Annotated in this window: 24 protein-coding genes and 1 pseudogene; 12 read left to right on the top strand and 13 right to left on the bottom strand. The window is 66.2% G+C overall.

Going from position 1 to position 23,867, the window contains the following annotated elements; genetic code table 11:
* Positions 1 to 73 precede the first annotated feature (73 nt).
* The 9 genes and pseudogenes from ACHMXB_RS11090 to asd all read left to right on the top strand — a co-directional run bounded on the left by ACHMXB_RS11090 (position 74) and on the right by asd (position 7,265).
* Positions 74 to 1,732, top strand: coding sequence for a hypothetical protein (locus ACHMXB_RS11090; protein ID WP_395398385.1), 1,659 nt, complete (start codon positions 74 to 76; stop codon positions 1,730 to 1,732).
* Complete coding sequence (locus ACHMXB_RS11095; RefSeq protein ID WP_395398386.1) at positions 1,729 to 2,229, top strand: GntR family transcriptional regulator; 501 nt, start codon at positions 1,729 to 1,731, stop codon at positions 2,227 to 2,229. The genes ACHMXB_RS11090 and ACHMXB_RS11095 overlap by 4 nt, the downstream gene beginning before the upstream one ends.
* Positions 2,207 to 3,010, top strand: a complete 804-nt coding sequence (locus tag ACHMXB_RS11100; RefSeq protein ID WP_395398387.1) for a thymidylate synthase — start codon at positions 2,207 to 2,209, stop codon at positions 3,008 to 3,010. The genes ACHMXB_RS11095 and ACHMXB_RS11100 overlap by 23 nt, the downstream gene beginning before the upstream one ends.
* Positions 3,007 to 3,592 (top strand): annotated as a pseudogene (locus ACHMXB_RS11105) (dihydrofolate reductase). The gene ACHMXB_RS11100 and the pseudogene ACHMXB_RS11105 overlap by 4 nt, the downstream one beginning before the upstream one ends.
* Before the next feature lie 3 nt (positions 3,593 to 3,595).
* Positions 3,596 to 3,814 carry an NF038396 family protein gene (locus ACHMXB_RS11110; protein WP_395398388.1) on the top strand — a complete coding sequence of 73 codons (219 nt, stop codon included), beginning with the start codon at positions 3,596 to 3,598 and terminating at the stop codon, positions 3,812 to 3,814.
* Positions 3,815 to 3,927: 113 nt separating this feature from the next.
* Positions 3,928 to 5,007, top strand: coding sequence for a WXG100 family type VII secretion target (locus ACHMXB_RS11115; protein ID WP_395398389.1), 1,080 nt, complete (start codon positions 3,928 to 3,930; stop codon positions 5,005 to 5,007).
* Between the two features lie 9 nt (positions 5,008 to 5,016).
* Positions 5,017 to 5,664, top strand: a complete 648-nt coding sequence (locus ACHMXB_RS11120) for a hypothetical protein (protein ID WP_395398390.1) — start codon at positions 5,017 to 5,019, stop codon at positions 5,662 to 5,664.
* A complete protein-coding gene (locus tag ACHMXB_RS11125) occupies positions 5,657 to 6,058 on the top strand; it encodes a hypothetical protein (protein ID WP_395398391.1) in 402 nt (133 codons plus the stop codon). The genes ACHMXB_RS11120 and ACHMXB_RS11125 overlap by 8 nt, the downstream gene beginning before the upstream one ends.
* A gap of 76 nt (positions 6,059 to 6,134) precedes the next feature.
* Positions 6,135 to 7,265 carry an aspartate-semialdehyde dehydrogenase gene (gene asd / locus ACHMXB_RS11130; RefSeq protein WP_395398392.1) on the top strand — a complete coding sequence of 377 codons (1,131 nt, stop codon included), beginning with the start codon at positions 6,135 to 6,137 and terminating at the stop codon, positions 7,263 to 7,265.
* A 73-nt stretch (positions 7,266 to 7,338) separates the two neighbouring features.
* Here asd and ACHMXB_RS11135 read toward each other — a convergent pair whose 3' ends face one another.
* The 8 genes from ACHMXB_RS11135 to ACHMXB_RS11170 form a co-directional block, all read right to left on the bottom strand.
* Positions 7,339 to 8,259: a hypothetical protein gene (locus ACHMXB_RS11135; RefSeq protein ID WP_395398393.1), complete on the bottom strand. Its 921-nt coding sequence runs from the start codon at positions 8,257 to 8,259 to the stop codon at positions 7,339 to 7,341.
* Positions 8,260 to 8,546: 287 nt separating this feature from the next.
* Positions 8,547 to 9,653 (bottom strand): winged helix DNA-binding domain-containing protein, encoded by a 1,107-nt coding sequence (locus ACHMXB_RS11140; RefSeq protein ID WP_395398394.1) that lies wholly within the window; start codon positions 9,651 to 9,653, stop codon positions 8,547 to 8,549.
* 62 nt (positions 9,654 to 9,715) lie between these two features.
* A complete protein-coding gene (locus ACHMXB_RS11145) occupies positions 9,716 to 10,783 on the bottom strand; it encodes a UDP-N-acetylmuramate dehydrogenase (protein ID WP_395405234.1) in 1,068 nt (355 codons plus the stop codon).
* 7 nt (positions 10,784 to 10,790) lie between these two features.
* On the bottom strand, positions 10,791 to 11,228 hold the full coding sequence (locus ACHMXB_RS11150) for a MaoC family dehydratase (protein ID WP_395398395.1): 438 nt from the start codon (positions 11,226 to 11,228) through the stop codon (positions 10,791 to 10,793).
* A 2-nt stretch (positions 11,229 to 11,230) separates the two neighbouring features.
* Complete coding sequence (locus ACHMXB_RS11155) at positions 11,231 to 11,692, bottom strand: MaoC family dehydratase N-terminal domain-containing protein (protein WP_111905153.1); 462 nt, start codon at positions 11,690 to 11,692, stop codon at positions 11,231 to 11,233.
* 45 nt (positions 11,693 to 11,737) lie between these two features.
* Positions 11,738 to 11,962 (bottom strand): DUF3188 domain-containing protein, encoded by a 225-nt coding sequence (locus tag ACHMXB_RS11160; RefSeq protein WP_395398396.1) that lies wholly within the window; start codon positions 11,960 to 11,962, stop codon positions 11,738 to 11,740.
* A 46-nt stretch (positions 11,963 to 12,008) separates the two neighbouring features.
* Positions 12,009 to 12,968, bottom strand: a complete 960-nt coding sequence (locus ACHMXB_RS11165; protein ID WP_395398397.1) for a DUF2797 domain-containing protein — start codon at positions 12,966 to 12,968, stop codon at positions 12,009 to 12,011.
* Positions 12,969 to 12,995: 27 nt separating this feature from the next.
* Complete coding sequence (locus ACHMXB_RS11170) at positions 12,996 to 13,859, bottom strand: CoA ester lyase (protein WP_111905150.1); 864 nt, start codon at positions 13,857 to 13,859, stop codon at positions 12,996 to 12,998.
* Positions 13,860 to 14,198: 339 nt separating this feature from the next.
* Here ACHMXB_RS11170 and ACHMXB_RS11175 point away from each other — a divergent pair, with 339 nt between their 5' ends.
* Together ACHMXB_RS11175 and ACHMXB_RS11180 are read left to right on the top strand one after the other, a co-directional pair.
* Positions 14,199 to 15,236, top strand: a complete 1,038-nt coding sequence (locus tag ACHMXB_RS11175) for an ABC transporter substrate-binding protein (protein WP_395398398.1) — start codon at positions 14,199 to 14,201, stop codon at positions 15,234 to 15,236.
* Between the two features lie 62 nt (positions 15,237 to 15,298).
* Positions 15,299 to 16,219, top strand: coding sequence for a TauD/TfdA dioxygenase family protein (locus ACHMXB_RS11180; RefSeq protein ID WP_395398399.1), 921 nt, complete (start codon positions 15,299 to 15,301; stop codon positions 16,217 to 16,219).
* A gap of 93 nt (positions 16,220 to 16,312) precedes the next feature.
* Here the strand turns inward: ACHMXB_RS11180 and ACHMXB_RS11185 are convergent, their stop codons facing one another.
* The 5 genes from ACHMXB_RS11185 to ACHMXB_RS11205 all read right to left on the bottom strand — a co-directional run bounded on the left by ACHMXB_RS11185 (position 16,313) and on the right by ACHMXB_RS11205 (position 22,385).
* Complete coding sequence (locus tag ACHMXB_RS11185; protein ID WP_395398400.1) at positions 16,313 to 17,278, bottom strand: aldo/keto reductase family oxidoreductase; 966 nt, start codon at positions 17,276 to 17,278, stop codon at positions 16,313 to 16,315.
* A gap of 125 nt (positions 17,279 to 17,403) precedes the next feature.
* Complete coding sequence (locus ACHMXB_RS11190; protein WP_395398401.1) at positions 17,404 to 19,113, bottom strand: glycoside hydrolase family 13 protein; 1,710 nt, start codon at positions 19,111 to 19,113, stop codon at positions 17,404 to 17,406.
* A 52-nt stretch (positions 19,114 to 19,165) separates the two neighbouring features.
* Positions 19,166 to 20,092 (bottom strand): carbohydrate ABC transporter permease, encoded by a 927-nt coding sequence (locus ACHMXB_RS11195; RefSeq protein WP_395398402.1) that lies wholly within the window; start codon positions 20,090 to 20,092, stop codon positions 19,166 to 19,168.
* Entirely contained in the window at positions 20,092 to 21,039 is a 948-nt protein-coding gene (locus ACHMXB_RS11200; protein ID WP_395398403.1) for a carbohydrate ABC transporter permease, read from the bottom strand. Before ACHMXB_RS11200 ends, ACHMXB_RS11195 begins: the two co-directional genes overlap by 1 nt.
* 23 nt (positions 21,040 to 21,062) lie before the next feature.
* On the bottom strand, positions 21,063 to 22,385 hold the full coding sequence (locus tag ACHMXB_RS11205; RefSeq protein WP_395398404.1) for an ABC transporter substrate-binding protein: 1,323 nt from the start codon (positions 22,383 to 22,385) through the stop codon (positions 21,063 to 21,065).
* A 229-nt stretch (positions 22,386 to 22,614) separates the two neighbouring features.
* Here ACHMXB_RS11205 and ACHMXB_RS11210 point away from each other — a divergent pair, with 229 nt between their 5' ends.
* Positions 22,615 to 23,817, top strand: a complete 1,203-nt coding sequence (locus ACHMXB_RS11210; protein WP_395398405.1) for an ROK family protein — start codon at positions 22,615 to 22,617, stop codon at positions 23,815 to 23,817.
* Positions 23,818 to 23,867: the final 50 nt, after the last annotated feature.

Here is a 23,867-nt window from a genome sequence, read left to right on the forward strand (position 1 = left end):
ATCTTTGTATCAAATACTTGGTACAAAGATGGCGCTTTGGGATCAGGCGCTTTGGGGATCGTTGGGGGATCTGATGCCACTACAGTTTGAGTTGCCGCCCATGGCGGTGCTGGGACCGCTGCTGGCCGCATTGGGCATTTACGGGCTATTGCGCTGGGTGGTCTGGGCGCCGGGCGGCGGCACCTCGCCCAAGTCCATTTCAGACCATGCGCTCTGGGTCGGCGTCATCGGCTGGCTGGCCAGCACCCTGCAAGGGGCAGCGAACGCGGGCATCGTTCCCTCCAGCCCGCAGACACCGTCGCTTCAGCAGCCTGCGGACATCCTGGAGGCGCTGGCCTGGCCGGTCGTCGGTTGCCTCGGTGTCCATGCGCTGGGCCAGCTCAGCTATCCGGGTCCGCGGGGTTCGCGCCGGCTGGCAACCCTGTCCGTCCGGCACGTCAGGGACTTTCTGCCGCGGAAGCTCGCTTGGACCACGCTCGGCATTTTCGCCGCGTCCGCGGCAACCATCACGTGGGCCGCCATGCAGCCGGCGTACCGTCCGGTACCGCCTGCTACTCCGCCGGAAGGTGCTACCGGCCCCAGCTTCTTCGATGACGGACGGATTCCCGGCACGGAACTGGCGGCGTGCCTGGCTGCCGCGCTGCTTGTGCTCGCGGCCGGGACCGTCCTGGTGTTGTGGCTGATTTCCCGCCGCCGGCAGCTGGAAGCACTCGATGCCGGAGACAATGCGCTTCTCCGCACGATTGCGATGAACCGGCTGCTGCGGACGGTCTCCACGGTTGCCGCGGGGCTGGCGGCCATCGCGGGCAACTTTGCCTCCCGACCGGAGCCGGCAACTGCCACCTCATGGACCAACCCGTCCGCGCTGGTGGCCGTGGTGGTGCTGTTCGTGATGTGGCTGTGGCAGCCGCCGCAGCTGGCCAGCGTCCGGCCCCGCAAAGCCCAAACCCGCCGGGTTTCGTCTTCCGGCCGGAAAAACGTCCGGAACCTCCGCCGTGAGAAACATCCCGCCGCAGCGCTCACCGTGTCCCTCGGCGCCCTCCTCGGACTGGCCGCGGTGGCGCCGGGGATGACCGTCCTGTTCTTTCTGGGTTCCACGAATCCGGTCCGTGCTACCGTCATCTCGGCTGTGATGGCCGGATGTGTCCTGCTGGCCATCCTGGCCGGCGAGCTGCTCCTCGAACGGAATTACGGCGCTGCCTCGGCGGTCCGCGGCTGGCCTGTCCAGCCGGTGACGCCCGCCCTCCTCACCGCTGCGATCATTGGCCTGCTGCTGCTGGCCATCGTGACTGTGATGACCGCCGTCGGAGAAGCGGCGCTTCCGTCCGGAACACCAGTGGCCCCGGGCTGGATTCCGACGGCGGTGGCGACTGCCGCCGTCGCCGTCACGGCTGCGCCCGCCACCCAAGCCGTTCGCCGGCGCCGCGGCATCGTCACGGCGGACGACGGACTGGACGCGGCGCTCCGCGCCATCACGCTCAACAGGATCGTGCGGATTCTGGCCGCCTTCCTGCTCGCACAGGCGGGTGGCCTGCTGATTTCGGCAGGTCCGGCATGGGCCGCGCTGCTGGGAACGCAGACGGTCCCGGCGGAACTGTGGGAAGGGACGGCAGCCGCCGCCGGGTATGTGCTGGTGGCAGCCGCCGTGGTGCTTTCCCTGATTCCCGTCACCGCTTTCGGCCCGAGGAGCGCCCCGGCTGCCGGGCCCGCACCGGTGGCACCTGCGCGATGACAGTGGGCATTTCGGTGGACCTCGCTTCCCCCACTCCCCCGTACGAGCAAATCCGGCTGCAGATCAGTGCGCTGATCGCGGCTGGTGGGCTGACACCCGGGACGCGGTTGCCGGCAGTCCGCAGCCTCGCGGCAGACCTTGGGCTCGCCGCCGGGACCGTCGCCCGGGCGTACAAGGAACTGGAGCAGTCCGGGCTGATCGAGACCCGGCGCCGGAACGGAACCGTCGTCGTCGGGCCACCGGCATACAGTGCGTCAGACACCGGGGCGCACGGCTCCGGTGCGTCCAGCTCCCGTTCGTCCAGCTCCGGTGCGTCCGCGACGGAACTGGGCGTCGCCGTCGGGCGTCTCGTCGACGCGGCGGCCAAGGCAGGTATACCTGATGACGAGCTCATTTCGCTGGTCCGCGTCAGTCTCCAGCGCCGCCGCGGCCTGCCTTCGAACCCTTCGACGGCCAGTCGAATAGACTGGACGGGTGAGCACCCCAACGCCCTATGAAGACCTTCTGCGCGACGTCATGGCCAACGGCACGCACAAATCAGACCGCACCGGCACCGGAACCAGCAGCGTTTTCGGCCGCCAGATTCGCTTTGATCTGGGCGAAAGCTTCCCGCTGATCACCACCAAGCGGGTGCACTTCAAGTCCGTCGCCGCTGAGCTGCTTTGGTTCCTCCGCGGCGACTCCAACGTGAAGTGGATGCAGGACCAGGGCGTGACCATCTGGAACGAATGGGCCGACGCCGACGGCGAACTGGGGCCGGTCTACGGCGTTCAGTGGCGCAGCTGGCCCACGCCGGATGGTGGCCACATTGACCAGATCGCTGAGCTCGTGGAGAGCCTGAAGTCGAACCCGGACTCGCGTCGGCACATCGTCTCGGCCTGGAACGTGAGCGAGCTCAAGGACATGGCGCTGCCGCCCTGCCACGCGTTCTTCCAGTTCTACGTCGCGGACGGCAAACTCTCCTGCCAGCTGTACCAGCGGTCCGCGGACATGTTCCTGGGCGTGCCGTTCAACATCGCTTCCTATTCGCTGCTGACCTGCATGCTGGCCCAGCAGGTCGGGCTCGAGCCCGGCGAATTCGTCTGGACCGGCGGCGATGTGCACATCTACGACAACCACATGGACCAGGTCCTGAAGCAGCTGGACCGAGAACCGTACGAGTACCCGCAGCTGAAGATCACCCGCAAGCCGGAATCGATCTTCGACTACACCCTGGACGACTTCGAAGTGGTGGGCTACCGGCACCACCCCACGATCAAGGCGCCGATCGCCGTATGAGCACGGAGGGAACTATGGATGCGCAGGCTTTCAGCGAGGATATCGCCGCGGGGATGTCCGGCATCGGGCTCGGTGTGGGCCCAGACGCCGGCCGGCGTCATCGGCAAGGACGGCGACATGCCGTGGAACCTGCCCGAGGACCTGAAGCACTTCACCAAGGTCACTACCGGCCACCCGGTCATCATGGGCCGCAAGACCTGGCTCTCCTTTCCGGCGAAGTACCGTCCGCTGCCCAACCGGACAAACATCGTCATCACCCGGCAGGAAGACTGGGGCAGCTCGCCCGAGGCGGAGGGCGCCGTCGTCGTCAAATCCCTCGATGATGCCCTGCTGGAATCACAGTTCGCCCCGGGCTGCGAAGCGGTCTGGATCCTCGGCGGCGGTGAAATTTTCAAGGAGTCCACGGGCCTGGCCAACGTCGCGGTGGTCACTACCATCGACGTGGACGCCGACGGCGACACGTATGCCCCGGAGCTCGGCGACGGCTGGGTGGCCGACGCATCCGTGCCCTCCGACGGCTGGCTGACGGGTGCCAACGGCACCCGCTACCGGTTCACCAAGTGGAACCGCTCGGAAGGTTAGAACATGCTGCGTAAACCCGAAACCCTCTTCGTACTCGGCTACATGCTGCTGCCGCTGCTTGCCCTGCTGTCCGCGATTGTCGGGCTCACAATGATCCTGGGCGGCAACAAAATCGCCGGTATCATCGTCCTGGTGGTGGTGACGCAGGTATTCGCCTTCGGCGCCTTCTTTGCCCTGCGCGCCCGCAAGACCGCTCTGCTGGAGGAGCCCGACCGCCAGTAGCGCCCGGATGGGTAGTGCTGCCCATCGCGGCGGCCCGGGGGCGCGAACTAGAGTGATGGCTGGACTTAGCAGCAACCGTGCCCGTTTGGAACGGTCAGATTTTGGGGGACGATGTGACAGGTAATTTGTGGGGCGCCGACGTCGCGCAACTTCGCACACTCGCGCAGCAGTTCGGGAATGTCTCCGACCACCTGATGCAGACGTCGCTGCAGCTGACCAACCAGATCAACAGCAACCCTTCCTGGAAGGGCAACGACGCCACCCAGTTCCGTTCGGACTGGAACTCCAACCACAGGGCTCTTATCCAGCGGACGGTGCGCGCCCTCAACGACGAATCCCGCAAGCTGCTGGATAACGCCAACGAGCAGGAGAAGGCCAGCGACGCCGCCCCGGGCTCCGGCGGCGGGCCAATCACCCTTGGTGATCCCGGCGGGTCGCTGGCAGGCGTGCTGGGCGGGGTTCTGGGCGGGGGAATTGCCGCGCTCAAGGCGGGCATGAACATCCAGAAGTACATCAAAGCTCCACTCACCCTGGCCAAGCACGCCGGAGAGTATGGCTGGGTGCTGAAGAACCACCGGGCAGATTTCATCAAGTCGTTCGTGCAGGGGCGCCACCGGATTGGCGGCCAGGGCTTTGCTGCCCACCGGCTTCTGGGGAACTCTGCCCTCGAGGGCCTGCTGAAGTCCTCTAGAGACCAACGTGCAATCGGACTCATCGATAAAGCTTCCGAAATTGCCTCACTGAAGAACCTCAATCAGCACCTACCCGGCCTTTCCAGGTTCGCATCGTTCCTGGAAGAGAAGCCGGGGCTCTGGGCCGGCAAACCGCAACTCGAGTGGTTAGGCAAGACGGGCCTCGCGAGGACGTTGGGCTGGACGGGCGTGGCCTTCAACGCCTACGACTCCGTGAAGTATTTTTCCGAGGGAAAAATCGAGGCCGGCCTGGGCAGCGCGGCTAAGGGCCTGTTGGGTGTCGGGTGCTTCATGCCTCCTCCCGCAGGAACCGTTTGCCAGGTTGCCAGCGTCGGCATAGCCGTATACGAGAACTGGGAGACTATCAGCAGCGTCGGGAAGAACATTGGCGAAGGAGTAGTCAACGCCGTGAAGGACCCTGGAAAGTTTGTCAGTGACGCGAAGGATACGCTGGTGGACGCGGGCAAGTCCGTGGGCAAGTTCTTTGGAATCGGCGATTAGGAGACATTCGTGACTGTTCAGGACCCAACCCAGCAGGAGCCGCGCCTCGGTGTCGACGTCATCGGTTTCGGGGTCGGCGAGTTCGCCTACCTGCTCAACGTTTTCGACGGCCCCGCCCGCGACCGTTCCGTCAGTGTCTTCCGCGCCGAGGAGATGATCGACGACGTCACCCTGTCCACGGCCGGCGCATCATCGCTGCTGGCCCGGGACCTGGCTGCCGTTGACGACGACGGTGATCTTGGAGTCAAAGGAGTGGCGTCCGCCGTCGCTACTGCTTTGGGCAAGGCAACCCGGTGGACGGAGATCTCGCTCCTGACGGGTCAGGCGATGGACAACGTGGCATTCGTCGAGGGGCCCGATGTTTCCATCATGCTCCAGCCACGGCTGCTGGGGACTTGGTTTGTATTCGCCAAGGACCCCTCACTGTCTCCTGCTGAAGCCACCCTCCGCATCGTCCAGCAGCACGTTGCGGATAATCCTGGAGGCTCCGCGTATTTCGTGTTCAAAACTCTGGACTCCGAGCAGCATCTTCTGGTTCGGAGTGAGGACAACTCCTGGACCACGGGCGTCCCGGACTTCGACAAAGACGAGGTCGCTGAGACTCCCGGCCTTGACGATGGCGGCTTGCTCGCCGCAATCGAGGATGCACGTGGGTAGGCGCCGCGAGGGCATCCCGCAGGATCCGAACTATGTGCCGTCGGGACCATCTCAGGAACGGTTGGTTTACCACCGTGCAGAGAATGGCGAACTGGTGGGCTACACGCGGGCCGAGTACGGGGTTCGCAAGGACGATGGCCTCGGGGTGGTGAAGCCTGTCAACAGCTCCGGCGGGCTGTTGTTTCTTTCAATCCTTATGAGCTTGTTTTTAGGCCTGATGATTTATGGCCTCGTCCAGATCGCCGTAACGGGTCAGTGGGACATTCTCAGCAGGACCTGGTGGATGTTCCTGTTAGTTCTGTACCCCTTGGTTGCCGGCTGGTCCGGTTACTTCAAGGAGCGCAAGGCCGAGAAGCTGCGCCAGGCGCGGAACCTTCCGCGGCCCGTGGACTGAGTCCTGCACTCGCTGCCGCTGCCCGGCAGTGACGTAACCGACTGCGGCCTGCCGAATCCAAAGATAAACTTGCCCAATGACTACAGCAGCTACTCCGTCCGTTGGACTGGTCGGTTGGCGTGGCATGGTCGGCTCCGTCCTGATGCAGCGCATGCAGGAAGAGGGCGACTTCGCCAACATCAACCCCGTATTTTTCTCCACCTCAAACGCAGGAGGTGCCGCGCCTTCGTTTGCTGAAGGCGCAGGCAAGCTCGAGGACGCGTTCGACGTCGACACGCTGGCGAAGCTGCCCATTATTGTCACCGCTCAGGGCGGGGATTACACCAAGCAGGTCCACGGCGAACTGCGCAGCCGCGGCTGGGACGGCCTCTGGATCGACGCCGCCTCCACCCTGCGCATGAACGATGACTCCATCATCGTCCTGGACCCGATCAACCGCGACGTCATCGACAAGGGCCTAGCCAACGGCACCAAGGACTTCGTCGGCGGCAACTGCACTGTGTCCTGCATGCTGATGGGCCTAGGCGGCCTCTTCAAGAACGGCCTCGTCGAGTGGGGCACGTCCATGACGTACCAGGCAGCCTCCGGCGGCGGTGCACGGCACATGCGCGAGCTGCTCAGCCAGTTCGGCACGCTCAACGCCGAGGTCAGCACGGAACTGGATGACCCGGCGTCGGCCATCCTGGACATCGACCGCAAGGTGCTGGCCCACCAGCGGAGCGACATCGACGCCACCCAGTTCGGCGTCCCGCTGGCCGGCTCGCTGATCCCCTGGATCGACGCGGACCTCGGCAACGGCCAGTCCAAAGAGGAGTGGAAGGCCGGGGTGGAGACCAACAAGATCCTCGGCACCTCGGATGACAACCACGTGATCATGGATGGACTCTGCGTGCGGATCGGCGCCATGCGCTCGCACTCGCAGGCACTGACCCTGAAGCTCCGCGAAGACCTCTCCGTTGCAGAGATCGAGAAGCTGCTCGACGAGGACAACGAATGGGCCAAGGTTGTGCCCAACTCCAAGGAAGCCTCGATGGCCGACCTGACCCCCGTGGCGGCCTCAGGCACGCTGACCATTCCGGTGGGACGTATCCGCAAGCTCGAGATGGGCCCGCAGTACATCAGCGCCTTCACCGTCGGCGACCAGCTCCTCTGGGGTGCCGCCGAGCCGCTGCGCCGCATGCTCAACATCGCCACCGGCTCGCTGTAACCCAGCTTCGCGCCACTCAACCGGCCCTGCCCCGCATGACCGGCCCTGCCCTTGCTGTATCAGGGCCGGCCGCTCATGCGGGGCGGGGCCGGTTTTGCGTCTGTGCCCGGACGGCCGCGGCCAGGACACGCCGTTTGACGTCAGCGGGAGAAGCCAGATGCTGCCAATCAAGCCGTAGTACGACCCATTCTTCCTCGATCAGAGCGTTCTCCCGGGCGCGCTCAGCTAGCAGCACCTCTCCGGTGGGCTTGAAGTCGCTGTATTTGCCCTTGCCGTCGAACTCGATAATGACCCGTCGCTCCGGATCGGCGAAGTCCGCACGGAATAGTCCGGCTCGCGTAGGCAACTCGTACTGCGGTTCGAAGCCCTCGACGCCAATCGCATGCAGAAGGAGCCGGGTTCGCGTTTCTCCGGCCGATTCCGATCGGGCATCGAGGGAGTGCAGCAGCGTTATGGCACGGCGGCTTCCACGCTTGATCTCGCTTTGCTCCAGCATCTGCCGCATCCTGGGCAGATCCGCGCCCTTCCGCAGCGCATGGTCGCCGATCACGGCTGCTTCATTGAGCGGCAGCAGGCGTGCGCAGTCTAGAACGGTCCGTTCCAGGCTGGTCACCTGGATTTCCCTTCCGTCCGCGAGCTGCAGGGTGACAACCTCGGTGTCGTCAAGCGCGAAAAGGTGGGTCTTCACGTCCGGGCCCGTGCTCGTCCCGGAGTTCGAATAGCCGGTTGTCACGTGTACCAGCGGTCCGCAATTCCAGACTCTGCAGGCATGGAGCCGGGCCGCGCTGACGTGGCTGTATCGCGCTGTTCCACCCGTTGCCTCGTAGTGGGCACGGATTCTGAGGTCGTCACGCTCCCACGGCTTGATCTGGCTCCAGTATGAGCTGCGCACATAGGCCCCGCGGCGGAGTCTGAGCAGGACGCCGTTTCTGACCGCTGCGGTTAGTAGCCTGTCATCTATGCCCGCCTCCAGCAGCTGCAAGGTTGAAGCCACAGCTCGGTTCGGCCACCGCGCTTCGATGGCCACATGGAGTTCCCCCCGCCGCATGCTCCAATGTTCTATCCGTTGATACATCTGTGAACAGGCTGGCAATGCCCCATGTGGACAAGCGGCCGAGGGCAGGACCGGCCCCACACCCCCAGACCGTCCGTAAGCCGCACGACCGGCCCTGCCCAGGGCCGGTCATGCGGCGCAGGGCCGGTTTTGTGTGAGCCAAGGCCGCGGGGGCGGTTCCGCGTCTGTGCCCGTGCAGTCGCGGCCAAGTGCGGCCGCGGGGGGCGTCAGGACGCGAGGAACCGCTCGTACCTTTCGGCGGCACGGCGGAAACCCGCCAGGGCGGCCGGGCCCAGGGGCTTCGAGTCATCGAAGGGAACGTGCACGACGGCGGCGTTCCGCCCGCTCCCCTGCCGCGCCCAGGTGCCCGTCACCTCTCCGCCGGCCACGACGGCCTTCTTGAACACGCCGTTGCCGCCAGGAACGATCTTCTGAGCATGCTCCGGCGGCAGCACGATGCTCCGGTCCGTGTAGCCGAGGACAAACTCATCGAACCCCGGAAGAGCAAGAACCGAGCGTGGTCCCGGCACGCCCTCGTCCAGCAGTGCAGCGACCTCCGGTGACATCCAGTACTGGGTCCCGTCGTACTCAAGCTCCACCAACCCGCTGTTCACCGCTGGCAGGGCCCGCCGCACCTCGGTCAGAGGAATGCTGGACCACCACGCGAAGTCGCGCAGCGTGGCAGGGCCGTGGCCGCGCAGGTACCTCAGCAGCAGCTCGGCGATCCCCTCCTCACGGCCCAGGTCACGGGACGTTGTGATCCAGTGGCCGAACGCAGCGAACTTCTGCTGGTTGCCATGGAGCGGCCCGGGCACCAGTGTGGCGCTCTGGCACAGCATCCACAGCAGGTGGATCCCGCGCTGCGCTTTGGTGGGCTGCCCAGCCGCTTCGAAGGCCGTGAACAATTCCTCCCGGCTGGCGGCCCGTCCGTCGTCAACCAGCTTGAGCGCAACATCCCGGCAAACCCCGACGTCACTGCCCGTGATTTCCAGTTCCCGGTGCCGGCCGGCCGTGCCCTGGATCATCCGGGCCGTGGTGATGTTCAGGATCCAGCGCAGATCCTCGGGCGCCAGCAGGTGCAGCGTCCCCCGCATGGGCCAAGACCGGACCACGGACCCATCATCCAGGGCGCGGCGGACGTCACTCAAGCCTGCGCCGGGAACCCGGGCACCCACCGCCCACAGGGCCGCTTGGAGATCCTGGGCCTGCATTGCGGTCATCGAGCGGACGGCCTCCGGCGCCCCGCCGAACCCGGTCCCCAGGAGACCCTGCGACGCCAGCCGCAGCCGGCCCATCACCTTGGGCGTAACCCGGATCCTCACCGCTGCTGCCATGGACCCATCCTAGGGCTCCCCGTAACCGAGCGGCCCGGTTGCCGGAGCAGGCGCCGCCAGACCTAGAGCGAGAGGCCGATCAGGAGCGGTTCGGGGTGCAGTTCGATGCCGAAACGTCCGACGACGCCGGCACGCACCTCGCGTGCGATCGCCACCATGTCGGTGGCGCTGGCCGAGCCGCGGTTGGTGATGGCCAGGGTGTGCTTCGTTGACAGCGAGGCCCGGCCGCCGGAGACGCTCCCGTCCTCCAGCCCGAAGCCCTTGCCGAATCCGGCGTTGTCGATCAGCCACGCAGCGGACAGTTTGACCGCGCCGTCGGAGCCGCCCGGGTACCGGGGAGCGTTTTCGGGCAGTCCGTCCGCCACGGAAGACGGCACAATAGGGTTGGTGAAGAAGGAGCCCGTGGAGTAGGTGTCGCGGTCCGCCGGGTCCAGCACCATCCCCTTGGACGCGCGCAGCCGCAGGACCTCGCGGCGGACGTCGTTCGAGTAGGCCCGCTTGCCCTGTTCTACGCCCAGAACCCGCGCCAGCTCTGCATAGCGGATGGGTGCGCTCATGCGGCCCAGCGGCAGCTGGAATTCGACGGTCAGCACAACGTAGCGCGGAGAGCCGTTGACGGTGGTCTGCTTGAGGATCGAATCCCGGTACCCGAATTTCAGCTCCGAGTTGGTGAAGGTCTTCACGGCGTTGCGCTCCCGGTCCCAGGTGCGGACCGCGGCGATGGTCTGCGCGACGTCCGCGCCGTAAGCACCGACGTTCTGCACCGGCGTGGCCCCGGTGGCGCCGGGGATCCCGGACAGCGCTTCAATGCCGGACCAGGCGTGGAGCACGGCGTGCTGAACCAGCGCGTCCCAGTTGTGGCCGGCCTGGACCACCACCGATACGCCGCCGCAGGAGTCCTCGGCGTTGACGGTGAACCCCTCCGAGGCGATCTTCAGGACGGTTCCGGGGAACCCGTCGTCGGAAATCAGCAGGTTGGAACCGCCGCCGATGATCAGCAGCTGCTCACCGGCGGCGTCCGCGGCCCGCACCGCCTCGATGATCTCGGCTTCGGTGCGGGCCTCGACGTATTTGCCGGCGGGACCGCCGACGGCGGCCGTGGTCAGATCGGAAAGCATGGGAGGGGTCACCATCACCTCACGCCAACCGGACGAGGGCCTGGGCTTTCATGAGGACCTTCTGGCCCTCGAACACCACAGTGAGGTCCACGCGTGCGGTGCGGGCATCGGCATCCAGCGCGCCCACCGCGCCGCTGACGTCGATGACGGCACCGGCATCGCCGGTTCCCGTGGTGTCGGAGACCAGCACCGGCTTCGTGAAGCGGGTCTGGTAGTCGACGACGGCGGCCGGGTCACCGGCCCAGTCGCTGACCAGCTGCACGGCGGCGCCCATGGTGAACATGCCGTGGGCGATGACGCCGGGAAGCTCGACCCCCGTGGCGAAGGCCTCGTTCCAGTGGATGGGGTTGAAGTCGCCCGAAGCGCCGGCGTACTTGACCAGGTCCTGCCGGGTCACCTCGATGCTGCGGCCGCCGATGTCCTGGCCGACGCTGAGTTCTTCAAAAGTGGGGCTCATGGCTACTGTCCCTCTCCGCGGACCAGGATGGATGACTTGGTGGTGGCTACCGGCTCGCGCCCGTCCCCGTCCGTCAATGCAAAAATCTCGCTGCGGGTGGTGATCATGGCACCTCCGCCCATGGCGCGCACACCGTCGACGTGCAGTTCCGCCACGAGCCGGTCGCCGGCGAAGATGGGGCGGTGGTGCGTGAAGCGTTGGTCTGCATGGACGACGCGGGAAAAGTCGATGCCGGCCTCCGGATCCTCGATCAGCTGGGCGTCGGCGCGCTGGGCGATGATGATCGCAAACGTGGGCGGTGCCACGAGGTCGGGGTGGCCCAGGCCCTGCGCGGCATCAACATCGAAGTGGGCGGGGTGGGTGGCCTTGACGGCGCGGGCGAACTCGCGGATTTTCTCGCGGCCAACGTCATACACCTCTGCGGCAGGGTAGCTTCGGCCCTGCAGGTCCGGATTGATAGTCATGGGTTCAAGCCTATCGGGGCCGGCGTGCGGGCCGGATTCGTGTCGTTATTTCCTGATGTTCTTCCGGACACTTTGGCCGCGGACCACCATGCCGACCATATGCAGCACGAGGCCCAGGCCGATCACCGGCAGGGACGCGATCATGAGCGCCTGGTTGGCGGTGACGTTGCCCACGATGTTGAGGATCAGGCCGACGGCGATGAGGCCCATTGCAATGAAGACCAGGATTTTGTAGGACTTGGGCGCGGTGACCCAGAATTCGTGCAGCACCGTGCCAGTTTACCCAGTCAGGCCTGCGCGTTCGAAACCGTGCGCCTCAGAACAGGGCTTCCTGCACCGCCGGCACCTCCGAGCTGTACTCCCCCGGTTCCACCAGCCGCCCCTTCAGCAGCCCGAGGTTCACCACGAAGTCCAGCTCCGAGCCGTCCAGGCCGGCCAGGCAATGGCTGCCGCACAGGGCCTTGAGGGTGAAGCCGTGGCTTCCGCCGTGCATCCCGTGCGGGTAGGCGTGCCGGGAAGCAGCCGCGCACAGCGCCGCGGCCTGCGCCGGACGGACCCACTCCTCATCCACAATGGCGAAACCCCCGACGGCCGTGCCCGCCAACAGGGTCCGCACGTCCTCCGCCCGGCGCCGGTTGAGGAGGTCAAGCTCGACGGCGGGGAGCGGGTCCGTCAGGGCGGCGGCCTTCGCCGCGCCGCGCACCTGCTGGGCAAGGCCCGCTTCGCTCGTGGCCAGGTCCTCCAGGACACGCACCAGCCGCCCGTCCTCCGCCAGGGCGACGTAGCGGGCCACCACCGCACCCTGCTCGGCCAGCCGGTTCCATTTGCGCGGCTGCGAGGCCGTGCCGATCTTGCTGGCACCGTTGGCGAACGTGGCGACGTAGAGCCAGTGCGGCTGCATCAGATAGTCCCGGAGGCCCGCCGGGACCCGGCCGCCACGGTGGCATTCGTGGATCAGCCGGGTGTCGTCTGCCAGCTGGCAGGGCTCACACTGGCTGCCCCGGACCGCATGAGCGCTGTGCGGGCAGCTGATGTGCTGGCGCTCGGCTGCAGAGAAGACCCTGGTGTGGCCGAGGCAGTGCTTGCCGCCGTCCGCAACGCGGAACCCCAGGCGGGTCCCGGCGTCGAGCGCCATCTCACTGAACCCGCCGGAACGGTGCTGGAGGCGCAAAACGGGCCTGCCGCCGTCGGACGCTGCGGAAACTGCCGGCGGCCCATCCCAAAAGACCCCGTGCACCAAAAAGACCCCGTGCACCAGATAACGCGTATCGGTCACGGGGCCTCCTGGTAATGCTGATGGCGCTTACAGCGCGGGCTGCACACCAAACGCAACCGCGAGCTTCATGATCTTCTCTGCGCGGCCGAGGCGGGGCAGGTCGGAGCCGTCGCGGATGACGCGGCCGTTGGCCTCGAAGTCGGCCATGAAGTCGGTGGCCCAGGCGACGTCCGACGGCGTGGGGCTGATGACCTCGTTGATGACACTGGTCTGGTCGATGGCCAGGCAGAGCTTTCCGGTCATGCCCATCATCACCGTGACGCCGGTCTGCTCGCGCAGGATCGGGTGGTTGGTGCCCACGGTGGGTCCGTCGATGGGGCCCGGCAGATTGCCCACCCGGCTGGCCACGACGAGCTTGGCGCGCGGGTAGGCCATGGCCTCCTGGGTGTTCGCCATGCCGGTGTCGCGGCGGAAGTCGCCGGAGCCGAACGCGAGGCGGAATGCACCCTGGGCCTTGGCGATGTGGTTGGCCTCTTCGATGCCGAGTGCGGACTCCACGAGCGGGATGACCGGGGTCTTGCCGTCCATGCGGTGGAAGGACTCGGTGACCTGGTCAGCCGATTCGGTCTTGGCCAGCATGACGCCGAGCAGCCCCGGCGTGCCACGCAGCCCCGCGAGGTCGTCGGCCCAGAACTTGCTCGTGGCGTCGTTGATCCGCACCCAGGCCTGGCCGCCGCCGGAGAGCCAGTTCACCACGTTCTCGCGGGCGGCATCCTTCTGCGAGGGGTCAACGGCGTCTTCGATGTCCAGGATGATCGAGTCCGCGCGGGACACGGCGGACTGATCGAAAAGCTCGGTTTTCATCGCGTTGACAAGCAGCCACGAGCGGGCGATCTCGGCGGGGATATTGCGTTCTTGCCGGGTGATCTCGGCTGTGGAGGAAGACGTCATGGTTCTACCGTATCGGGCGGGCGCCTGTATGCGCGACGCAGATCGGCCCCGCAGGGCAGACCAATACGAACGAAAGCCGCCCGCGCGGCGCCCAAATCCCACAGTGTACCGCCCACCGCGGGGATCTTTGCTGCCGCCTGTCACTGGGATTCACCGGCCGCAACGGGGCGCCTCATGTCCCGCTGTTGCGCCGTGTTTCCGCGGATTTCCAACGGTTTCCCGCCGTGACCGGGGCACTTTTTTGTGCCGTCCGAGTGCGCTTACATCGATCCATCGGCCGTTGCAGCGGCCGGAGCGAACGTGGCGAACCAGCCAACCAAACCCCTGAAGGAACCACCAATGAAACGACACCTGACCATCCTGAGTGCTGCGGCCGCCGTCGTCATCGCCCTGACGGTGTCCGGCTGCGGCGGGAGCGCCGCCGGCGACGACAAAGGCGGCACGGGCGCTCCCGGCGCCAACGAAATCAAGGAGCTCCGGTACCAGGGCTGGGCCAACAGCGTGACCCTTCCGGAGCTGGCGGAGGACCTCGGCTACCTGGGTGACGTCAAGCTGAACTGGGTGGGCAACACCATCAGCGGCCCCCAGGACATCCAGTCCGCGGCGACGGGGCAGACCGACTTCGGCGGCGCCTTTGCCGGCGCCGTGGTGAAGCTCGTGGAGGCCGGGGCCCCGGTGAAGGCCGTCATCAACTACTACGGCGAGGACAGCAAGACCTTCAACGGCTTCTACGTGAAGGAAGACAGCCCGATCAAGACGGCCCGGGACTTCATCGGCAAAAAGATCGCCGTGAACACCCTGGGCGCCCACTCCGAGGCGGTCATCAACACCTACCTCCGCAAGAACGGCCTGAGCGCGGACGAGATCAAGCAGGTCCAGCTGGTGGTGGTTCCGCCCAACGACACGGAGGAAGCCATCCGCCGCGGCCAGGTGGACGCCGGCTCCCTCGGCAGCATCCTCCAGGACAAGGCGGTCGCCAACGGCGGGCTGCGGTCCGTCTTCAGCGACTTCGACCTTTTCGGCACGTTTGCCGGCGGCCCCTACGTCTTCCGGGAAGACTTCCTCGCCCAGAACCCCAACACGGTCCGGACCTTCACCACGGGCGTGGCCAAGGCCATCGAGTGGGAGCGGGCCACGCCCCGCAAGGACGTCATTGCCCGGCTCACCAAGATCCTGAAGGAACGCGGCCGCAACGAGAACCCCGCCGCCCTGCAGTACTGGAAGAGCGTCGGCGTCCCCGCCAAGGGCGAGATCAAGGACGAGGACTTCACCCGCTGGGAGGAATACCTGAAGTCCGTGGGCATCATCAGGTCCGGCCTGGACACCAAGAAGCTGTACACCAACGAGTTCAACGGTCTCCTGACCGCTTCAAAGTAACCGCCCGATTCAAGTAACCGCCCGATCCAGAAGTATCCGCAGCACAAAGTGAGGAAAGAACGATGACTGTCATTACCGAAACGAAGCTCGAATTCTCCAAGCTGGGCTCCCGCATCGGCGCCGAGATCCGCGGCCTGGACCTCAGCGGCGACCTGGCCGCCAGGACCGTCGCCGAGATCCGCGCGGCCCTCAACGAGCACAAGGCCCTCGTGTTCCGCGAAGCCAACATCCTTACGGACGAGGCGCAGGTGAAGTTCGCCAGCCACTTCGGCCCGCTCACCAAGGCGCACCCCACCGTTGCATCCGTTGAGGGAGAGGAGAACGTCCTGCCCGTGGACAGCGAGAACGGTTCGGCCAACAACTGGCACACCGATGTCACGTTCGTGGTCAACCCGCCGCAGGCGTCCACCCTGCGCAGCATCGACCTGCCGGCCTACGGCGGCGAGACTCTGATCGCCTCCTCCGCCGGCGCCTACAGCGACCTGCCGGACGAGCTGCGGAACTTCGCTGACACCCTGTGGGCCATCCACACCAACGATTACGACTACTCGGTGCCCAAGAACCTGCAGCACGTGAACGCCGAGGAGCGCCGCAAGGAGTTCACCCGGCTCAAGTTTGAGACGGCCCACCCCGTGGTCCGCGTGCACCCGCTGACCGGCGAGCGCGGACTGTTCATCGGGGGCTTCGCGCAGCGCCTGCGGATCGTGGGTCTGTCCAACACCGAATCCAGGGACATCATCCGGCTGCTCCAGGCTTACGTGACCCGTCCCGAGAATGTGGTCCGCGTGAACTGGGAGCCGAACCAGCTAGTCCTCTTCGACAACCGGATCACCCAGCACTACGCCCCGGACAACTACGACGGCCAGCCACGCAAGCTCAACCGCGTCACCATTGCCGGGGACATCCCGGTGGGCGTGGACGGCAAGCAGAGCCAGGCCCTGAAGGGCGATGCCTCCACGTACTCGGAGATCGCCCCGCTCTAAGGTCCCTTTCCGTTCCAGGGTCCGGACCCATGTAGGTCGCAGCAGATGGTGTTCTGAGCCCTCAGAACACCGTCAGCTGCGGCCTACATGGGTTTAAGGGATGTTGCTCCCGCGGGCCGTGACCCACAGCCGGTACCACTCGGCCCGGGTCATGCTCTGGGCCGCGCGCGAGGCCCCGGCGCAGGCACGGATCCGGTCCGGGTTGGCGGTGCCGATGACCGGCGCGATCCCGGCCGGATGCTTCATCAGCCACCCAAGTAGTACGGCCTCAACGGTGGTGTCCTTCTCGCGGGCCATCTCGGCCAGCAGCGAGGCCGTGGCGCTCTCGGCCGGGGTGGGCCGTTCGGGCGGGTTGCCGGTGTAGTGGCCGCGGGCCAGTGCACCGTAGGCCTGCAGGGTGATCCCCTGCCGGGCGCAGTACTCCAGCGTCCCGTGCGGAAAGCTATAGCTGTGGGCATCGGGATGGTTCACCAGCACGGTGCTCTCCAGCCAGTCGCGCTTGAGCAGGCTGAGTTCCAGCTGGTTGGCCACCACGGGGGTTTCCAGGCTGTCCTGCAGGAACTCGATCTGGGCGGCGGACATGTTGGACACGCCCAGCGCCCGCACCTTCCCGTCGGCCATCAGTTTTCCGACGGCGGCCGCCACCTCCGCGGGGTCCATCAGGGGATCCGGGCGGTGCAGCAGGAGGATGTCCACGTAGTCGGTGCGCAGGCGCCTGAGGCTGCCGTTCACGCGCTCGATGATGGCGTCGGCGCTCAGGTCGTAGTGGGTTTCCAGCCCCCGCTCGTTCAGCCGGATCCCGCACTTGGTCTGCAGCTGGATGCGGTCGCGCAGGCCGCTAGTGCCGGCCAGCACCTCGCCGAAGACGGCCTCTGCCTTTCCGTGCCGGTAGATGTCGGCGTGGTCGAAGAGCGTGACGCCGATGTCCATTGCCGCGTCGATGGCTTCAGCCGCGGCCTCGACGTCGGAGATTTCGTGGGGCTCGGTCGACCAGTCCCCGCCCAGGCCCATGCAGCCATATAGCAGCCGGCCGTTCGGGATTGCAGTCTGTTCAGTCATGGCATCACTCTTTCACTTGTTCCCGGCCCGGCACAGAGGCTGGGCAGCCGGGGTGTTTAACCAGCCGCTGGCGGCCCCCGGTCCAATCAGACCAAGGGCCGCCAGCGGCAGCTATCCAGTTAGCTTCAGCGGAGCCAGGCCGTGGTGTTGGCCGGCAGCTTGCCGCCCTCCAGCGATGCGCTGCTCACCAGCACCGTGCCGGCGGGGAGGTCGACGGCGGTGTCCCCAAAGTTGGTGACCGCCTGCCAGCCACCGGGGCGGCTAAAGTGCAGGACGTCGGGGTTTCCGGTTTCGATCCATTCAAGTTCTTCGTCCGCCTGCAGCTCGCGACGGAGCTTAAGTGCCGTGCGGTAGAGCTCCAGCGTGGAGCCCTGGGTGCCGTCCTGCGCCTCGACGGCGTAGCTGCTGAACCAGTCGGGCTGCGGCAGGTGTGCGCCGCCGTCTCCGAACCCGAAGGACGTGCCCTCCACCGCCCACGGCAGCGGCACGCGGCAGCCGTCGCGGCCCACTTCCACTCCCCTGTTGCGGAAGAACGACGGGTCCTGGCGTTCGGCCTCAGGGATGTCCGCCACTTCCTGCAGGCCCAGTTCCTCGCCCTGGTACAGGTAGGCGGAGCCGGGCAGCGCGAGCATGAGGAGCGTGGCGGCGCGGGCACGGCGCTGGCCGAGCTCGACGTCGAGTTCCTTCTCCGGTCCCCCGGCCAGCAGCCAGGCCTTGCCGTCCTGGCCCTTGGCGTGCTTGCCCTTGGAGCCCTTGGGCAGGCCGTAGCGCGTGGCGTGCCGGACGACGTCGTGGTTGGAGAACACCCAGGTGGAGGAGGCGCCGGTGGCAGCCGCCTCGGCCAGGTTGCGGGTGATGATCTCGTGGAACTCCTCGGCATCGAAGTCCGCCTGAAGGAGGTCGAAGTTGAACGCCTGGCCCAGGCCTTCGGGGCTGGCGTAGCGGGCGCGACGGGTGGCGTGCACCCAGGCCTCGGCCACGGCGGTGCGCGGCGGGTTGTACTCGTTGAAGACCTCGCGCCATTCGGCGTAGACCTCGTGCACTTCGTCGCGGTCCCAGAACGGGTGCGACCCGTCGTCGAACCCGTCCGTACCGGTGTTGGCGGCGCTCAGCTCCAGCTTGGAGAGCAGCGGTTCGGTGAGGTCCTTGGTGAGCGCGTGCGCCACGTCAACGCGGAAGCCGTCCACGCCGCGGTCGGACCAGAAGCGCAGGGTCTCGAGGAAGTCGTCGCGGATTTCCCGGTTGGCCCAGTTCAGGTCGGGCTGCTCCTTGGCGAAGATGTGCATGTACCACTGGCCAGGGGTGCCGTCCGGTTCGGTGATGCGCTCCCAGGCGGGGCCGCCGAAGACGGAGTCCCAGTCCGACGGCGGGAACTCGCCATTGGGGCCCTTGCCGTCACGGAAAATGTACCGGTCCCGCGCGGCGGAGCCCTTCGGGGAGACCAGGGCTTCCTTGAACCATTCGTGCCGGTCTGAGGAGTGGTTCGGCACAATGTCCGCGATCAGTTTGATGCCGGCGGCGTGGAGGGCGTTGGCCATCTCGTCGAAGTCGTCCAGTGTGCCGAGCTTCGGGTCCACGTTGCGGTAGTCGTCCACGTCGTAGCCGCCGTCGGCGAGCGCCGAGGGGTAGAACGGGCTGAGCCAGACGGCGTCGATCCCGAGGGACTTCAGGTACGGGACCTTGGCCGTAATGCCCTTGATGTCGCCCAGGCCGTCACCGTTCGAGTCGGAGAAGCTGCGGGGATAAATCTGGTAGACGGACGCCTGGCGCCACCAGTTCGGATCGGCCAAACGGTCGGAATCGGAAAGGGTTGCCAGCGTGGCGGTGGTGGACAAGGGTTGATCCTTTTCTTGTGGTTGGGGTTGTTGCTGGACTGGTTTGATGGGTCTACTTGACGGCCCCGCGCATGACTCCGGACAGTACCCAACGCTGGGCGAGGATGTAAACCACCAATGTGGGGGCCATGGCCATCAGGTAGGACGCGAACGCGAGGCTGTAGTTGGTGTTGAACTCTCCCTGGAAGAGCATCTGCACCACGGGAAGGGTCTGCAGGGCGGGATCGGCGATCATCATCTGCGGCAGCAGGAAGTCGTTCCAGGAGCCGAGGAAGGCGAAGATTCCCACGGTGGCGTTCATGGGGGCCAGCAGCGGGAAGATGATCTTGCGGAACACCTGCCAGGTGGTGGCGCCGTCGAGCCGGGCCGATTCCTCCAGCTCCACCGGGATGGAGCGGACGAAGGCGATATACAGCAGCGTGTTGAACGAGATGCCTCCCAGCACGTGCAGGAACACCACGCCGCCCGGGTTGTCCAGGCCGAGGAGGGCCGTCTGCTTGATCAGGGGCAGGATGATCACCGGGAACGGGATGAACATGGCCGAGAGCAGGTACACGAATGAGCCGCGGAAGAATTTCCGGTTCCAGTTCCTGGCGATGGCGTAGGCCACCAGCGAGCTGCAGGCCAGCGAACCGAGGACGCTGAAGACCGTGACAAAGGCAGTGGACATGAATGCCCGCGGGAAGTTGGTGGCCACATACGCGGCGGCGAAGTTCTCCCAGTTCATCGGGTTCGGCCAGGCCAGGCCTGTGCCCGTTCCGATCTGGTCCGGGGACTTCAGCGCCATGGCCACGGTGAAGTACAGCGGCAGCAGGACGGTCAGGGACGCCACCAGCATCAGCGCGGTGAGCCACCAGTTGACCTTGAAGCCCTCCCGGCCGGACTTGCGGGTCCTGCCGGACCCGTTCTTCAGGCTGAGCGGGTTCTTCAGGAGCGGGTTCGTGCGGTTCACCGGCTTGGAAAATGTGGATGCGGTCATTACAGAGAAACCCCCCGGCGCTGGATGAGGCGCAGCTGGATGACGGAGATGATCAGGGTGATCAGGAAGTAGATGACCGCGTTCGCCATCTGGTAGGAGTAATCCCCGCCCGTGAAGCCGGAGAAGATCCGCATGGCCACGGACTGGGTGGCCATGCCCGGCCCGCCTCCGGTGAGGCCCACGATGATTTCGTAGGTCCCCAGGAAGCCCTTGAAGCCGAGGATCACGTTGATGACGAGGTACCCGAGGATCAGCGGCAGGGTCAGGCTCAGGAACTGCCGGAAGCTGCCGGCGCCGTCGAGATCGGCGGCTTCATACACCTCGGCCGGGACGCTCTGCAGCCCGGCCAGGTAGATGATGGTGGCGCCGGGAGCCGCCTGCCAGACCGTGACCAGCACGATCGCCAGCCAGGCCAGGTTCTCATTGGCCAGGATGCTCGTGGCCAGCGGCGTCACTCCGAAGCGCTCCGCCAGCACGGGCAGGGTGTTGGAGAACAGGTAGTTGAACACGAAGGACACCACCAGCGCCGAGAGCACCATCGGGATAAAGAACACGGTGCGGATGCCGGTGCGCCACTTGATCTTGGCATTCAGGCCGAGGGCGATCGCGAGCGCCACGACGTTGACCACCACCGTGGTGGTCAGTGCGAAGACGAACGTGAAGGTGTAGGACTGCAGGATCGCCGGGTCTTTGAAAATGTTGACGTAGTTGGACAGTCCAATGAACTTCCAGTCGCCGTAGCCGGCGTAGTTAGTGAGGCTGAAGAACACGCCCACGAGTGCCGGGAGGGTGATGAAGAAGGCGAACAGCGCCAGGACCGGCACCACCATCCAGTAGTAGGTGGGGTCGATCCGGTTCTTGGACCTGATGGCCCGCTGCCGGGTCTTCGGGGGAATGCCCGCGGCGGCGGGCGGGGCTGCGTGGGACAGCTCTGAAGTTGTAGTCATGGGGGCTCCTGGATTCGGGCGGGTCAGACCGCGGTGCGCTCGGCGACCCGGCGCCATTCGTCGTCGAGGGCGGAAAGGAACTGTTCGCTGTTCTTGCCGTACACGAAGGCCTGGACGTAGTTGTACAGCGGGACCGACGGCGGGAAGTAGGTGGTGGCCCCCTGGTAGTACCGCCCTTCCCGTACCGAGGCGGCAAGTCCGGTGATCTGGGGATTCTCGACGGCGGGAGCTTCCTTGAGCGGCGAGAACGCCGCGTTCTTTTCGTTGTAGGCGTTCACCACCGAGGGGTCCAGCAGGTAGCTGACGAACCGCCGCGCCGCCGCCATGTTCGGGGTGTTGCGCGTGATGGAAAGGGCCATGTCCACGTTCACCCGGACCTTGGTATCCGCGGGATTGTTCGTGACGGGCAGCGGGAAGCTGCCGAGCCTGACGTTCTTGTTGGCGGCCACAAGCTGGGAAAGCGCCCATGGGCCCTGCAGGTACATTGCCGCCTGGCCTTTAGCGAACGCAGCATTGCCGTCCGCGTAGTTCTTGCTGGCGGCGCCCTTCTGCGAGTACGAAGCCAGCTCCAGCATCTTTGGCAGGGCCGGCCCGAAGTTGCTGGTGAACGACTCCGCGGCGTCCGCGCTGATGGCTGCGCCCTTGGCCGTAAGCCTGGCGAAGAAGTCCGCGATGTCCAGGGCCCCGCCTGCCACGTAGTCGAATATGCCCTGTCCGAGGGTCCAGTTGTCCTTGAAGGTGCCGTAGATGGGGGTGATGCCGGCGGCCTTGAACTTTTCGCAGGCCGCGACGAACTCGTCCCACGTCGTGGGGACGGACACGCCCTGGGCTTCGAAGATGTCCCGGCGGTAGATGACCCCGGCAGCGGCCAGGGAGAACGGGAGGGCGCTGGTCTCGTGGCCGTTGTACTGTCCCCACGAGCTGACCAGGTCCTGGATCTTGGGGTCGATGGTGGCCGCCGCAGGCAGGTCGGAAAGGTCCGCGAACACGCCCTTGCGGACGAAGTCGGCGGTGGCCTGGGCGAAGCCGCGGGTCACGACGTCGGGCGGGTCGTTGCGCACCAGGCCCGGAACGAAGTTGCCCTCGTTGAAGTCCTGGATGACGCGGATGTCCGGGTTGAGCGCCTCGAAGTCCCTGATGACCTGGTTGAAGTAGGCCACCACCTCGGGCTTGTTCTGCATGAATCGCAGCGTGGTGACGCCGTTCTGGCTGCTGGGCCCAGAACCACCGGGAACGGAGCCGCAGCCCGCCAGCGGAAGGACGGCTGCAGCGCCGGCGAGCCCGGCCGCCTTGAAGAGAGCGCGGCGGCTGAGCTGAGTGTCGCGGGTAAGAGAAGTTGCGCTCACAGTGCGGAGGCCGGGGCGGAGTGCTGGCAGGTGGCGCACCGTTGCGGGCCGCGGAATGGGGAGTACTTCAAAGGGCTGTTCACAGTTGCTCCTTTGCAAAAGGCGGAGGAAAGGCTGGAAGGAGATCCGCGTGGCCGGGGGCCGTCCGGGCCCACGTGGTTAATTTATATGGAATCTAAATTTAATTCCTCAAGTATTATGTGGGGCAGAGCACAAGGAGGTCAACACCATGTCCGAAATGACGGCGGCCACGCCCCAGCTGCTGCGGCGCGTCAGCGCCGGGGCGGTCCTGGACTTCATGCGCGCCTCGGGGGCGGTGACGGTTACCGAAGTCATCCAGGCCACCGGCCTGACCCGGGCCACCGCCATCTCCGTGTGCGAGGACCTCATGCAGCGCGGGTGGATCACCGAACTGGAGAACCAGCGCGCCTTTGGCGGCTACCAGAAGGGCCGGCCTGCCCGGCGGTTCGAACTGAACGAGCGGGCCGGCTACGTCCTGGGAATGGACGTGGGCTTCTCGAAGGCGACGGTGGTGGTGTCCGATCTTCGCGGCAAGGCGCTGGGACGGGCCAGCCAGCCGTTCGAGATTGAGGATATATCCGCCGAGGAACGTGTCGCGGTCATTGACCGGGCCGCCATGATGGCGCTGGACGGCATCGGGGCCTCCCCCGACGCCGTGCTGGCCGTAAGCGCCGGCATCGCCGCCCCGGTGGACCGGAAGGGCAACGTCCTCGCGTCCCAGCACTTCTGGGGGCTGTTCGACGTCGGCCTTGGGTCCGCGCTGCACAAGCTCCGGGGATGGACGGTGTTGCTGGAGAACGACGCCAACCTCGCTGCCCTGGGCGACCGGTGGCGGGGCGCGGCGGCGGGGGTGGACGACGTCGTCGTGATCCTGGCGAGTGAGCGATTCGGTTCCGGCGTCATTGAAGGCGGCCGCCTGCTCCACGGCAGCGGCGGCGGCGCAGGTGAACTCGCATACCTTGACCTGGTGGAGGGCGTGGGCGACACATTCGGCATAGCGATGCTGGCGCGGATCTGGGCCGCGGAGGCGCTGGAGGGCACCGCAAAGACGTCCCTCCGCGACCATGCGGCCACGGGGGCCGAGGCCGAGCACGTCTTTGCCGCGGCGGCCGCCGGAGACTCGGAGGCGCTGAAAATCCTGGACCGGCTGGCCGACAGGATGGCGCGGGTAATCGGCTCGGTGGCCACCATGATCAACCCCGAACTCGTGGTGATCGGCGGGGCCGTGGCCAACTCCGCGGGGGTCCTGCTCGAGCCCATCGCCGCCCGGCTGCCGGAGTTCACCGCCACCCCGCCGCGGGTGGCGGTCTCGCCGCTGGGCGATTCAATAGTGACAGTGGGGGCGGTCCGGCGGGCCCTGGACTACGTGGAGACGAACACGCTGGATCTGGAGCTCAACCTCCCGGCGTAAGACAAGACAAGCGCGAACGTACACTTGGGGCCCCAAAGCTACACATTTTT

Source organism: Arthrobacter sp. UC242_113, assembly GCF_044054585.1.
Lineage (GTDB): Bacteria > Actinomycetota > Actinomycetes > Actinomycetales > Micrococcaceae > Arthrobacter.